The sequence below is a fragment of the Bradyrhizobium sp. genome (genome assembly GCF_035484855.1).
Taxonomy (GTDB): domain Bacteria; phylum Pseudomonadota; class Alphaproteobacteria; order Rhizobiales; family Xanthobacteraceae; genus Bradyrhizobium.
The window spans coordinates 1-13,379 of record NZ_DATHOP010000182.1; the positions used below are offsets into that span (position 1 = coordinate 1).

General features: G+C 63.5%; 9 protein-coding genes. 2 read left to right on the forward strand and 7 right to left on the reverse strand.

Annotation, left to right across the window (positions count from 1 at the left end):
* Both treS and VK804_RS20570 read right to left on the reverse strand, forming a co-directional pair.
* On the reverse strand, positions 1-2,729 hold a 2,729-nt coding region (gene treS, locus VK804_RS20565), incomplete at its 3' end, for a maltose alpha-D-glucosyltransferase (protein WP_325373626.1).
* 8 nt (positions 2,730-2,737) lie between these two features.
* Positions 2,738-4,693, reverse strand: coding sequence for an alpha-1,4-glucan--maltose-1-phosphate maltosyltransferase (locus tag VK804_RS20570; protein WP_325373628.1), 1,956 nt, complete (start codon positions 4,691-4,693; stop codon positions 2,738-2,740).
* Positions 4,694-4,893: 200 nt separating this feature from the next.
* Between VK804_RS20570 and malQ the strand changes: the two genes are divergently transcribed.
* Together malQ and VK804_RS20580 are read left to right on the forward strand one after the other, a co-directional pair.
* Complete coding sequence (malQ, locus tag VK804_RS20575) at positions 4,894-6,843, forward strand: 4-alpha-glucanotransferase (RefSeq protein ID WP_325373630.1); 1,950 nt, start codon at positions 4,894-4,896, stop codon at positions 6,841-6,843.
* Positions 6,844-6,873: 30 nt separating this feature from the next.
* Complete coding sequence (locus VK804_RS20580; RefSeq protein WP_325373632.1) at positions 6,874-8,676, forward strand: glycoside hydrolase family 15 protein; 1,803 nt, start codon at positions 6,874-6,876, stop codon at positions 8,674-8,676.
* Positions 8,677-8,696: 20 nt separating this feature from the next.
* Here the strand turns inward: VK804_RS20580 and VK804_RS20585 are convergent, their stop codons facing one another.
* Genes VK804_RS20585 through gnd form a run of 5 tightly spaced genes read right to left on the reverse strand, consistent with a single transcriptional unit; the run spans position 8,697 to position 13,377 of the window.
* Complete coding sequence (locus VK804_RS20585; RefSeq protein WP_325373633.1) at positions 8,697-9,509, reverse strand: Cof-type HAD-IIB family hydrolase; 813 nt, start codon at positions 9,507-9,509, stop codon at positions 8,697-8,699.
* Complete coding sequence (locus tag VK804_RS20590) at positions 9,506-10,024, reverse strand: gluconokinase (protein WP_325373660.1); 519 nt, start codon at positions 10,022-10,024, stop codon at positions 9,506-9,508. Before VK804_RS20590 ends, VK804_RS20585 begins: the two co-directional genes overlap by 4 nt.
* Positions 10,025-10,055: 31 nt before the next feature.
* Positions 10,056-10,802: a 6-phosphogluconolactonase gene (gene pgl / locus VK804_RS20595; RefSeq protein WP_325373635.1), complete on the reverse strand. Its 747-nt coding sequence runs from the start codon at positions 10,800-10,802 to the stop codon at positions 10,056-10,058.
* A 5-nt stretch (positions 10,803-10,807) separates the two neighbouring features.
* Complete coding sequence (zwf, locus tag VK804_RS20600) at positions 10,808-12,343, reverse strand: glucose-6-phosphate dehydrogenase (RefSeq protein ID WP_325373637.1); 1,536 nt, start codon at positions 12,341-12,343, stop codon at positions 10,808-10,810.
* The gene (gene gnd / locus VK804_RS20605) at positions 12,340-13,377 is read right to left on the reverse strand and encodes a phosphogluconate dehydrogenase (NAD(+)-dependent, decarboxylating) (protein WP_325373638.1); all 1,038 of its coding nucleotides are present in this window, start codon (positions 13,375-13,377) and stop codon (positions 12,340-12,342) included. The genes zwf and gnd overlap by 4 nt, the downstream gene beginning before the upstream one ends.
* Positions 13,378-13,379: the final 2 nt, after the last annotated feature.

Sequence of the window (13,379 nt, forward strand, 5' to 3'; positions counted from 1 at the left end):
ATCGTATCGCGCCGTTGCTTCAGGGCGTCGAAGACCCGTTCCGCGCGGGCCACCAACTCCTCAATCCAGCGCTGCACGTCCGCGCGGCCTGTCGGCTCCGGCGTGAAATCCGGAAATTCCTGGCTTGCGGCGAGCGCCAGGTGCATCTCGGCGACGCGTCTTCCGGTTTGCGACATATAGCGCAGATAGGAGACCTGCTCCTCGCTTTCGCCGGAATTTTCGCTGCTCGCGAGTACGCGCTGTTCATCGACAAAGCGATCGAGATAGGCCGACGTGACGGTCCACGCGTCGCCCTGGTTCTGGACGAAGGCGTGAACGACGGCGATCGCGCTCCTGTCGTCGCCTTCGACCAGTTCGACGCTGCCGAGCAGCGCCGGCGTATTGGCGAAACCCGCGACCTCGGTCAGGAACCGGCCGATCTCGATCTCCGGATTGATGCCGGACACCAGCTTGCGATAGACCTTGACCACATATTCGTTGTCGACCAGCGCCGTGCTGTTGGACTGTTCGGTTTCGACGGCCCGGATGTGCTCGGGAGTGGTGACCGGTTTATCGGAAAACTTGCTGGTTGGCCTGAATTCCAGGCTCACGCCGTTCTCCTCGACAGTCAGGTTCTCGCGCAGATTGCGCAGCAACAACGCGATGAAGATATGGTCGGACGCGACATCCAGCAGCGTTCCTTCCCGTGCGCCCTGACGCACGGCCGCCAATGCGCGCGGGTTATAGTGTTCGCGATCGAAGCGCACCCATTCGATCTGCATCGGCAGGACGTATCGCGCGGCGGCGCCGCGCTGCGTCGCTTCGAAGAAGGCAAGATAGGGGCGGTTGTCGCCGATATCGCAGAACGGGATCGCCGAGGTCAGGACGGGTTGAATGGCATTTGGCGAGCGCTCCGGATACCAGCGGGTTCGCGCCAGGTGTCCGGGCAGCACGTCGCGTTCGAACACGCCGCGGGCACGGGCCAGCGACACCCAGGTCGCGCCGAGCGGCACCACCAGGGTTTCGAACTCGGGAACCACCGAGGGTGCGGCGCGCTCGGACTTGTCGCGCTGCTTGAGCTGGAACCAGTAGAAGCCATAGGGCGCCAGCGTGATCATGTAAGGCAATTCGCCGATGGCCGGAAAGCGGGTGCGGCCAAGCATCTCCAGCGGGATGCGGTCCTTCCAGGCCGACAGGTCGAGTTCGGTGGCCTGCGCCGAGCGCGACAGGTTGGCGACGCAGAGGATCACCTCATCCTGGTACTGCCTGACATAGGCAAGTACCGAGCGGTTGGCCGGGCGGATGAATGTCATGGTGCCGCGCCCGAACGCCAGCGTCGACTTGCGCACCGAAATCAGCCGCTTGGTGGCGCTCAACAGCGACGACAGGCTGTGCGACTGCGCCTCGACATTGACCGCCTCATAGCCATAGACCGGATCCATGATGGTCGGCGCGTAAAGTCGCGCCGGATCGGCGCGGGAAAAGCCGCCATTGCGGTCCGGCGACCATTGCATCGGCGTGCGTACGCCATTGCGGTCGCCAAGATAGATGTTGTCGCCCATGCCGATCTCGTCGCCGTAATAGATGATCGGCGTGCCCGGGAACGACAACAGCAGCGAATCCATCAGCTCGATCTTGCGCCGGTCGTTGTCCATCAAAGGCGCCAGCCGCCGCCTGATCCCAAGATTGATGCGGGCGCGGGGGTCGTTGGCATAGGTCGACCACAGATAATCGCGCTCGACGTCGGTGACCATCTCCAGCGTCAGTTCGTCATGGTTGCGCAGGAACAGCGCCCACTGGCAATTGGGCGGGATGTCCGGGGTCTGGCGCAGGATGTCGGTGATTGGAAAACGATCCTCCTGGGCGATCGCCATGTAGATCCGCGGCATCAGCGGGAAATGATAGGCCATCTGGCATTCATCGCCCTTGCCGAAATATTCCTGCACGTCCTCCGGCCATTGATTGGCCTCGGCCAGCAGCACCTTGCCCTTGGCGTAGGCATCGAGCTCGGCGCGCAGCTTGCGGATGATGGCGTGGGTCTCCGGCAGGTTCTCGTTATTGGTGCCGTCGCGCTCGCACAGATAGGGAATGGCGTCGAGCCGGAACCCGTCGACGCCGGTATCGAGCCAGCGTTTCATCACCTGGACGAGCGCGCTGACCACGCGCGGATTATCGAAATTGAGATCCGGCTGGTGCGAGAAGAAGCGGTGCCAGAAGAAGGCGCCAGCCTCGGTGTCCCAGGTCCAGTTCGATTTCTCGGTGTCGGTGAAGATGATCCGCGTGCCCTGGTATTTCTGGTCGGTATCGCTCCAGACATACCAGTTGCGGGCGCTGGATTTGGGATCGCTGCGGCGGGCGCGCTTGAACCAGTCGTGCTGGTCGGAGGTGTGGTTGATGACGAGTTCGATGATGACGCGCATGCCGCGCTTCTTGGCTTCGACGATGAAGCGCTTGAAATCCTTCATGGTCCCGAAATCGGGATTGATCGCGCCGTAGTCGGCGATGTCGTAGCCGTCGTCGCGGCCGGGCGAGGGATAGAACGGCAGCAGCCAAAGTGCCGTCACGCCGAGTTCCTGCAGATAGCCGAGCTTTTCGGTTAGGCCGGCGAAATCGCCGATGCCGTCATTGTTGCTGTCGGCAAAGGCCTTGACGTGCAGCTGGTAGATGATGGCGTCCTTGTACCACAGCTCGTCGTTGTCCAGCGCGGTTACCGGCAGTTCCGTTGCGTCGATGGATGACAAAAGGTTCATGTCAGCCCTCACGCCAGACAGCGGAAGAGCATGGCGGGATCGCGCACCGGATCGATCCGCAGCCGAATGCCGCCCCATTCGACGGGATGACGTTCCCCGGTCATCAGGTTTTCCAGCGCCGCGACCTGGCGGCGGTCGTCGGGCATGCCGACCTGGACGTCGCCGAGCGCCAGCCAGAACTCGTGCACGTCGCGCGACAGCGCGATCGCCGCGACTACGCTGTTGGTCCGGCCGACCGATTCCTTGACGAAGCCGATGATGTTGCCGTCATCGACGGGAAGGAAGCGCAGGTTGGCGGTCTGTTGCAGCGCTACGTTCTCCCGCCGCGCGCGATTGAGGCCGCCGATATAGGACTTGATGTTGCCCGGCCTGTCCCAGTCCCGCACCTTGATTTCGTATTTTTCCGAGTCGAGATATTCTTCGCGGCCGGGGATCGGCTCGTGTTCGAGCAGCTCGAAGCCGTTGTAGATGCCGTAGCTTGAGGACAGCGTGGCGGCAAGGGCTATGCGGGATTTGAACATCCAGGGTTCGCCGCTCTGCAGATGATAGGGCAGGATGTCCGGCGTGTTGACGAAGAAGTTCGGGCGGTAGAAATCGTGTTCCGGATAGGCCGTTAATTCGTTGAGGTATTGCTCGAGCTCCCACTTCTGGGTCCGCCAGGTGAAGTAGGTGTAGGACTGGGTGAAGCCGAGCTTGGCGAGTCCCTTCATCAGCTTCGGCCGCGTGAACGCCTCGGCGAGGAAGATGATTTCGGGATGGCGAAGCTGGACGTCATGGATCAGCCATTCCCAGAACCGGAACGGTTTGGTGTGCGGGTTGTCGACCCGGAAAATCTTCACCCCCTGTTCGATCCAGAACAGGACCACGTCGCGGAGCGCATTCCAGAGCGAGCCGGCATCAACAGACGAAAAATCGGGGTTGACGATGTCCTCGTATTTCTTGGGCGGATTTTCCGCGTAGCGCATCGATCCGTCCGGCCGGCGGCTGAACCATTTCGGATGCGCCTTGAGCCAGGGGTGATCGGGCGAGCATTGCACGGCGAAGTCGAGCGCCACTTCCATATCGAGTTGCCGGCAGGCCGCGACGAAATCGCGGAAATCCTGCAGCGTGCCGAGATCCGGATGCACCGCGTCGTGACCGCCCTCGGATGAACCGATCGCGTACGGGCTTCCGGGATCGCCTGCGGCAGCGGTCACCGCATTGTTTCGGCCCTTGCGATTGGTGGTGCCGATCGGATGGATCGGGGTCAGGTAGACCACGTCAAAACCCATCGCCGCGATATCGGGGAGCCGCGCGATGCTGTCCCTGAAGGTGCCGTGCTGGCCGGGCGTCTTGCCCTGGCTGCGCGGAATCATTTCGTACCATGCACCGTTTCGCGCACGCGGCCGGTCTACCATCAGGGGAAACAACTGGGATCGCGTCAGGTCCGGCTGCAACTGGCTCTCGGCCATCGCGTCCTTCAATTCGTCGGTCAGAAGCGGCGCGGCCTCGCCGGTCTGGAGGAAATCCTCACATTGTCTCAGGATGACGGCGGCCGCGGCTTGACCGCCGGACTGCGCCTTGGTCAGCATGCCGGCGCCCTCGATCGCATCCAGCGTCAGGTCGGCGCCGGCCTTCTGCTTCAGTTCGAAGCCGCGCCGCCAGGTGGCGAATTCGTCGGTCCAGGCCTCGATCGCATAGACATGGCGACCGGGCTGGTCCGGCACGAACGACCCGCCCCAGCGGTCGTTGCTGTGATGGGTCATTGGCTCGCGGCGCCATTCGCGGTCGCGCTCGCGCCGCCAGATCAGCGCGGCGCTGACGACATCGTGTCCGTCGCGATAGATATCCGCCCAGACTTCGACTCGTTCGCCGACGATACGCTTCACCGGGAAACGGCCGCCGTCGATCAGGGGATAGACATCTTCGATATGGAAGGCGCCGCCGGCCGCGGCGCTCTCGACAGATTGAGTTGTTTTGTTCACGGTGATGCCATTGACATGGAAACACGTCCCGTTTCGATTTATGGGAAAGGAGACGCCCCGGACCTATATAGAAAGCCGCTGGCGGGGTATTGGTTCCCGTGGAACGCCGGGGCGGCCTGAGAGTTAAGCACGGCTATCCTCTTCCTTTACCTACAGAATTTCGCGAAGCCAGTGAGCTTCGCGTGCAAACCGCGTGCCGAATGGACCTCTTCGCCAAAGCCAAACAGATCGGAATCCAGACCGAATATATTGACGGTCAGGGTCACCGCCATGTGACGGATCCGGCCGCGCTGAAAATCATCGTCGATGCCATGCCGGTACGCCTGTCCCACCGGTTTGTCGAAGGGGCGGTGGTGGTCCGCTCCGGCCTGCCGGCGCGGACCGAACTCAAGCAGGCTGCCACGTTCCCGCTGCGCTGGAAAATCGTTAACGGTCTTAAGGTTATCGCTGAGGGCGAGACATCCAGCCGCTCCATCGCCTGGCCCGATTTGCCCGTGGGGTCGTACCGGACCGAACTGACCGATGCCAGTTCGTTCGCGGAAGAGGTGCCGCTGATCGTCGCGCCCAGGCGGGCTTTCGGCGGCGATTTCGACCGCTGCTGGATGATGGCGGTGCAGCTTTACGGCGTCCGCTCGGCGCGCAATTGGGGGATCGGCGACTTCACCGACCTCGAAGCGCTGATCGAGCTTGCCAATCGGTTGGGCGCCGGCGGCGTCGGCCTCAATCCGCTGCACGCGCTGTTCGACGACCGGCCGGCCGATTGCAGCCCCTATTCGCCCAACAGCCGGCTGTTTCTCAATCCGCTCTATATCGATGTCGAAAAACTGCCAGGATTTCAGCGTGCGTCCGAGAGCAAGGGTACGATCGCCCGGCTGCGATCGAGCGAAATCGTCGATTATGTGGGGGTCGCGGCGGTGAAATGGCGCGCGCTGCGCTCTGCCTTCGACGCCTTCAAGACCCATCCCAAAGCCAACCGCCGGCAGGATTTCGATCAATTCCGCGCCGAACGCGCGCCGCTGCTGTCGCGGTTCGCCTGCTTTGAGGTGCTCCGGCACAAATTCAACAAGCCGTGGTGGGAATGGCCGGAGGAATGGCGGCAGCCCGATGAGACCAAATGTGCGCGCCTGCGCGAGGGGCCGGAGGGGGCCGAGATCGAATTCGTCGAATTCGTGCAATGGGCGGCCGACCGGCAGCTGGCGGCCTGCCAACACCACGCGAGGCGGCTCGGCATGAAGGTCGGTCTCTATCTCGATGTCGCCGTCGGTGTGCAATCCGACGGCTTCGATGCCTGGAACGAGCAGGCGGCGATTTCGCGCCATCTCGCGGTCGGCGCGCCGCCGGATCCCCTGAATACCGCGGGCCAGAACTGGGGCCTTGCCGGCTTCAATGCCGCCGGCCTCGAGATCAGGTCGTTCGAGCCGTTCCGGGAAATGCTGCGGGCCTCGATGCGCCATGCCGGCGCGATCCGGCTCGACCATGTGCTCGGCCTGAAGCGGCTCTATCTGGTGCCGCATGGTTTTGCCGCCGATTCGGGCTCCTATGTGCAGATGCCGTTCGAGGCGCTGCTGGCGGCGGCCGCGCAGGAGAGCGTCGCAAATCGCTGCGTGGTGATCGGCGAGGATCTCGGCACCGTGCCTTCAGGTTTTCGCGAAGAGATGGCCGATTGGGGCATCTGGTCCTACCAGGTGATGATGTTCGAGCGCGACGATGACGGCAGCTTTCGCGATGTCGACCGCTATCTGCCCAACGCGCTCGTCACCTTCAACACCCACGACCTCTCGACCTATGCGGGCTGGCGCTCGTTCAGCGATCTGAAGATGAAACGTTCGCTCGGCATCGATCCGGGCGAGAGCGACGACGCCAGGTGGCATGCCCTGACCATGCTGTCCGACATCCTGCGTCATCACGCCATCAATCGTGACGATCTCTATGCGGTGGCGGGTTTCCTGGCGCGGACCCACTCCCGCCTGCTGGCGATCTCTCTGGAGGATCTGTTGGGGGTGGTCGACCAGCCCAATATTCCCGGCACCGTCAACGAACACCCGAACTGGCGGCAGCGGCTGCCGGTCGCAATCGACCGGATTGCCGAGGCAATCGACGTTGCCGCGCTCAAGGCCGCGACATCGGAGCGGAGCTGCGCCGCGGTCTGACATTTTGAATTATCTCGACGGGATTAAACCTTGTCCAGCCGGATCGAAGATTATGGGTTGATCGGAGATTGCCAGACCGCGGCGCTGGTCGGCCGCGACGGCTCGATCGACTGGCTGTGCTGGCCGGCGTTCGATTCCGATGCCTGTTTCTCGGGCCTGCTCGGTACCCACCGCAACGGCCGCTGGCTGATCGCGCCGACCGAAAAGGTGACAAATTCCTCGCGCCGCTACTGGGACAATACACTGATCCTGGAGACGCGGTTTGTGACCGCGGGCGGCGAGGTCGCGCTGATCGATTTCATGCCGCCGCGCGGCCATGCCTCCGACGTGGTGCGGCTGGTGCGGGGGATACGCGGGCGGGTCAAGTTGACGATGCAACTCGTGATCCGGTTCGGCTTCGGTGCCGATATTCCCTGGGTCAGGAAAACCGAGGACGGCGCGCTGCTGGCGATTGCCGGGCAGGACATGACCGTGCTGCGCACGCCGGTCGAGACCCGCGGCGAGGATTTGACGACGGTGGCCGAGTTCGAGGTGGGCGAGGGCGAAACCATGCCCTTCGTGCTCACCTACGGGCCTTCGCACCTGCCGGTCCCGGCGCCGATCGACCCGGCGCAGGCCTTGCAGGACACCGAGGACTTCTGGACCGAGTGGTGCAGCCGTTGCACCTATCATGGCGACAACCGCGACCTGGTGCTGCGTTCGCTGATCACGCTGAAGGCGCTGACCTACGAGCCGACCGGCGGCATTGTCGCGGCGCCGACGACATCATTGCCGGAAAAGCTCGGGGGACAACGAAACTGGGATTATCGCTTTTGCTGGCTGCGTGATGCCACCTTCACGCTACTGGCGTTGATGAATTCCGGTTACACCGAGGAGGCGCTGGCCTGGCACAATTGGCTGCTGCGCGCCGCGGCCGGTTGGCCGGCCAACATGCAGATCATGTACGGCATCCTCGGCCAACGGCGCCTGCTGGAATGGGAGGCGGACTGGCTGTCGGGCTATGAAGGCGCGCGTCCCGTCCGGATCGGCAATGCCGCGCATGCCCAGCTGCAGCTCGACGTCTACGGCGAATTGATCGATACGTTCTACCAGTGGCGCATCGCTGAGCTGAAACTCGATGAGGAAACCTGGGCGCTCGCACGCGCGGTGATCGAGCATCTCGAGAAGGTATGGGACCAGCCGGATCACGGCATCTGGGAGCGACGCGGGGAGCCCAGGCACTATGTCTCGTCGAAAGTCATGACCTGGGTCGCGTTCGATCGAGCCATCAAGGGCGCCGAAAGGTTCGGCTTCGAGGCGCCGCTCGAGCGCTGGCGGATGCTGCGCGACGAAATCTGTCGCGATGTCTGCGCAAGGGGCTTTGATCCCGAGCAAAATTCCTTCATCGAATCCTACGGCTCGCAATTACTCGATGCCAGCATCCTATTGATGCCGGCCGTGGGTTTCCTGCCGGCCTCCGACCCGCGGGTTCGCGGTACCCTGGCGGCGCTCGAAAAGCACATGATGCGGGACGGCTTCGTGCTGCGGCACGATCCGCGCGAAATCTCGGATGAGAAGCAGCCGATCGAGGGCGCGTTTCTGGCGTGCAGCCTGTGGCTCGCCGACGCCTATGTGCTGGCCGGCGAGCTCGACAAGGCGCAGGCGCTGTTCGATCGCGTAGTGGCGGTGGCCAACGATCTCGGGCTGTTGGCCGAGGAATACGATCCCGGCCTCGCGCGCCAGACCGGCAATTTCCCGCAGGCGCTGACCCATATCGCGCTGATCAATACCGCGCACAACCTCAGCGACGCCAAGAAGGCCCACGAAAAGCCCGCGGTGCAGAGATCGACGTGAGGGGAGAACCTCGCGAACGATCAACCCTTCTGGTTATCCTTCAAGATCATCTCGATCGCCCTGGCAAACCCCTCATCCTCGTTCGAGGCCGTGACGAGCTTCGCCTGCCGCTTGACGTCGTCGGTCGCATTTCCCATCGCGATCGACAGGCCGCTCTTGCGGAACATCGCCAGATCGTTCTGCATGTCGCCGATGGTGGCGACCGCCGAGGTCGCGATGCCGAGCCGCTTCGCCATCGTCTCGACGAAGGTGCCCTTGTCGCAGCCGGGCGGGGTGACGTCGAGATAATAGTGCTGCGAACGTACTGCGGTCGCCTCCGCGCCGACCGCGGCCTGCATCGCGGCTTCGCATCGCGCAAGCATCGGGAAGTCGGAGCTCGAGCCGACGATCTTGCAGGCGTTCGCCAAAAACGGCGTGAAATCCGCAACGATCGTCGGATCGTGCTTGATGGCGAGCTTTTCATGCCCGACATATTCGCCGTCAGGATTTCTGGTGAGCCATTTGTCGTTGGTGAACAGCCAGACATCGACGCCGAATTCGTTGAGGACATCGAGGCTGCGCTGCGCGATGCCAGCGGGAATCAGATGCTGTTCGATCGGCTTCAGCGCGGGATCGACGATCGAACTGCCGTTGAAGGCGCCGATCGGGAGCGTGAGCGCGAGCGGCCCGATCAGAAACCCCATGCCGATGGCCGGGCGGCTGCTGACGATGGTGAAGCCGATGCCGGTCTCGCGCAGCCGCGCCACCGCGGCCTTGGCCGCATCGGTCAATATCTTGTTCTTGGTCACGAGCGTGCCGTCGACGTCGGACACGACAAGGGCGATACGGGTCATGCGCGGTTCCTGCCGGGTTCGCTGCGGCCCATGGCAGCAGGCTTGAGCTGGCGCACGATGTCGTCGACGACGGCGTCGACGGATGCGTCGATGGAGACGGTGATCGGGTTCTCATCGGCGCCCGGGGGTTGAAGGGTCTCGAACTGGCTCTTCAGCAATCCCGCCGGCATGAAGTGGCCCTTGCGATGGGCGAGCCGGTCCGCGATCAATTCCTGCGTGCCAGCGAGATAGACGATCCGGACGTCGCTTCGTCCATGCACGAGGATATCGCGATAGTCGCGCTTCAGCGCCGAGCAGCCGATCACCGCAGGCTCATGGGCCGCGCAGAGCCGGTCGATTTCGGCGGCGATCGCCCGCAGCCAGGGCCAGCGGTCTTCGTCGGTCAGGGGATGGCCGGCACTCATCTTGGCGACATTGCCTTTGGGATGAAACGTATCGCCGTCTTCGTAACGCCAACCTAGACGCTCAGCGAGTTTTTCTCCGATGGTGGTCTTACCCGAACCCGATACGCCCATCACGATCAGCGCGCCCGGCATGTTGGCTGTCTCAGTGGCCACGAAAATTCTCCGGCAGCGCAGCCTGATCCACGAGCCAAATGGTCTCGCCAATGGAATGCGCGCGATTGGCCGGCAGGTTCTCGCCTGCGAGCAGGCGCGTCAAGATCGCGCGCTTTTCGGGGCCAGCCATCTCGAACAGCATTTCCCGGCAGGAGCTGAGCGCAGGAAAGGTCAGCGTCACCCGCGGCACGAAGGGTTCGACATGCGCCTGCGGCACGCCGACCACCCAGCGTTCGGTCTCCTGCGTGGCGGGATAGCCCGGAAACAGCGAGGCAGTATGGCCGTCGGGTCCGACCCCCATCAGCACGGTATCGAACAGCGGCCGCGCGGGGTCCAATCGATCCGCGCCATGGAACGATTTGAGTTCGCTTTCATAGCGCAGCGCGGCGGCGGCGGGATTGGCGGCCTCGGTCGGAATCGGGTGGATGTTTTCGATCGGCGCAAACCGATCCAGAAAGATGTGCCGCGCCATCCCCATATTGTTCAGGGGATCGCCGGCGGGGACAAATCGCTCGTCGCCGATGAACCAGTGCACGCGGTCCCATGGAATCCGGCTTCGGTAGCCGTCCGTCGCCAGCAATTGATAGAGTTGCTTCGGGCTCGATCCGCCGGTCAGACAGATCGCCACGCGACCCGGCTTGGCGGCCATCCCGGCGATGATCCGATCGGCCGCGGCTTTTGCGAGCGCGGCCGGATCGGCGACGGCGATGATCTGGCGATTGCTGCGCGGGGCCATCCTGCTCAACCGAGCTTGCGCCAGTGGCGGCCGTCGCGCTTCAAGAGTTCGTCCGCGCCGGGCGCACCTTCGCTGCCGGCCTTGTAGAATTCCAGGCCCTTGGCGCCGGCCTTCTTCCAGGCATCGAGGAACGGCTGCACCGCCTGCCAGCCGGCTTCGACGCTGTCGGCGCGCTGGAACAGGATGTTGTCGCCGATCATGCAGTCGTAAATCAACGTCTCGTAGCCGGTCGACGGCTCGGCCTTGAAGTAGTCCTTGTAACGGAATTTCATCTCGACGCCGCTGATCCTGATCGCGGGGCCGGGCACCTTGGTGTTGAATTGCAGCGAGATACCTTCGGTGGGCTCGACGCCGATCATCAGGTAGTTTTCCGCCAGCACGTCGACCGGGGTGTTCATGAACATGGCGAACGGCGCCTGCTTGAACTTGATCGCGACTTCGGTGCGCTTGATGCCGAGCGCCTTGCCGGTGCGCAGATAAAACGGCACGCCGGCCCAGCGCCAGTTGTCGATGGCAAGCTTCAGCGCGACGTAGGTCTCGGTCGTACTGTCCGGCCTGACGTCCTCGGTCTTGCGATAATCCGGGATTTCCACGCCCTCGATCGTGCCCCCCAGATACTGCCCGCGCACGGAATTGCGCAGGGCTTCTTCCTCGTTCTGGCTCTGGATCGCCGCCAGCACCTCGGCTTTTTCCGAACGCACGGCCTGCGCGTCGAACCGCGCCGGCGGCTCCATCGCCACCAGCGACAGCAGCTGGAACAGATGGTTCGGCACCATGTCGCGCAGCGCGCCCGTCGCATCATAGAAGCTGCCGCGGTGACCGACGCCGAGCTTCTCGTCGACGGTAATCTGGACGTGGTCGATGTGGTTGCGATTCCAGATCGGCTCGAACATGCCGTTGGCGAAGCGCAGCACCAGGATGTTCTGGACGGTTTCCTTGCCGAGATAATGATCGATCCGGTAGATCTGGTGCTCGTCGACGATTTTCAGGAGCTCGGCATTCAGAGCCTTGGCGGAGGCGAGGTCGGTGCCGAACGGCTTTTCGACCACCAGCCGGTGCCACGGGCCGCCTTCTTCCTCTTTCAGCAAGCCGCTGCGGCCGAGCTCGCGGGCGATCGGCGCGAACGCATTCGGCGGCGTCGCCAGGTAGAACAACCGGTTGCCGCCGGTCTTGCGCGCGGCCTCCAGCTTTTCGATCTGTGACCGCATCGCATCGAACGAGGCAGCATCCTTCGGATCGGCCTCGATGCAGGTGACGCATTCCAGAAGCCGCTTGGCGATGGCGTCGTCCACCGGGCGGGTGGCGAATTGGCGCAGGCCCTGCATCAGGCTGTCGCGCAAATCGTCGTTCGACATGCCGTTGCGGGCGACGCCGACCACGCAGAATTTATCGGGCAACAACCCGGCCGCCTCGAGGTTATACAGGGATGGAATCACCAGCCGGTGTGTCAGGTCGCCGGTGGCGCCGAAGATCACGAAGGAGCAGGGGTCCGGCTTCTTCTGGCTGGTTAGCTGGGTCTGTTGTGGAAGCGCGTCTGTCACGAACGGCTGGCCTTTGGTTTGACGATGTCGGGCGCGTTCTGTCGCGCCGGATCGGGATGCTGCTGCGGTTCCTTGTGGCCCCCGAAACCGGCGCGCATCGCGGAGAGAATCTTTTCGGCGAAGGTATGTTCCTTGCGCGAGCGAAAGCGCGCGAACAAGGCCGCGGTCAGCACCTCGGCCGGCACCGCCTCGTCGATCGCCGCATTGACGGTCCAGCGGCCCTCGCCGGAGTCCTCGACGAAGCCGGAATATTCGTCCAGCGTGTGGTTCTCCGCCAGCGCCGAGGCCGTGAGGTCGAGCAGCCATGAGGGAATCACGCTGCCGCGCCGCCACACCTCGGCGATGTCGGCGATGTCGAGATCGAAGCGATGCTCCGGCGGCAGTGCTTCGATATTGGCGTTCTTGAGGATGTCGAAACCCTCGGCATAGGCCTGCATCAGGCCGTATTCGATGCCGTTGTGAACCATCTTGACGAAATGCCCGGCGCCGACCGGGCCGGCGTGAATGTAACCCTGCTCGATGCGGGGGTCGCGACCCTCGCGTCCTGCCGTGCGCGGAATATCGCCGATCCCCGGCGCCATTGCCGCGAAGATCGGATCGAGGCGCTCGACCACCGCCTTGTCGCCGCCGATCATCATGCAATAGCCGCGCTCGATGCCCCACACGCCACCCGAAGTGCCGACGTCGATATAGTGAATGCCGCGCTCCTTCAGCGCCTTGCCGCGGCGAACGTCGTCCTGCCAAAAAGTGTTGCCGCCGTCGATGATGACGTCGCCGCGCTCCATCAGTTTCGACAAGGCATCGATGGTGGCCTCGGTGATCTTGCCGGCCGGCAGCATCACCCAGGCGGTGCGCGGTTTTTGCAGCTTCTTGACGAAATCCTCCAGGGAGCCGGTGCCGGCTGCGCCGTCAGCCGCAATGGCGCTCACCGCCTTGGCGTCCTTGTCGTAAACGACGGTGGTGTGTCCATGCTTCATCAGGCGGCGGACGATATTGCCGCCCATCCGTCCCAAGCCGATCATGCCGAGCTGCATCT

What these genes read in the sequence shown, in the direction of transcription:
- pgl (WP_325373635.1), bottom strand. Translation starts at nt 10,802, where the DNA reads ATGGCCCCGCGCAGCAATCGCCAGATCATCGCCGTCGCCGATCCGGCC.
- VK804_RS20585 (WP_325373633.1), bottom strand. Translation starts at nt 9,509, where the DNA reads ATGACCCGTATCGCCCTTGTCGTGTCCGACGTCGACGGCACGCTCGTG.
- malQ (WP_325373630.1), top strand. Translation starts at nt 4,894, where the DNA reads ATGGACCTCTTCGCCAAAGCCAAACAGATCGGAATCCAGACCGAATAT.
- gnd (WP_325373638.1), bottom strand. Translation starts at nt 13,377, where the DNA reads ATGCAGCTCGGCATGATCGGCTTGGGACGGATGGGCGGCAATATCGTC.
- VK804_RS20590 (WP_325373660.1), bottom strand. Translation starts at nt 10,024, where the DNA reads ATGGGCGTATCGGGTTCGGGTAAGACCACCATCGGAGAAAAACTCGCT.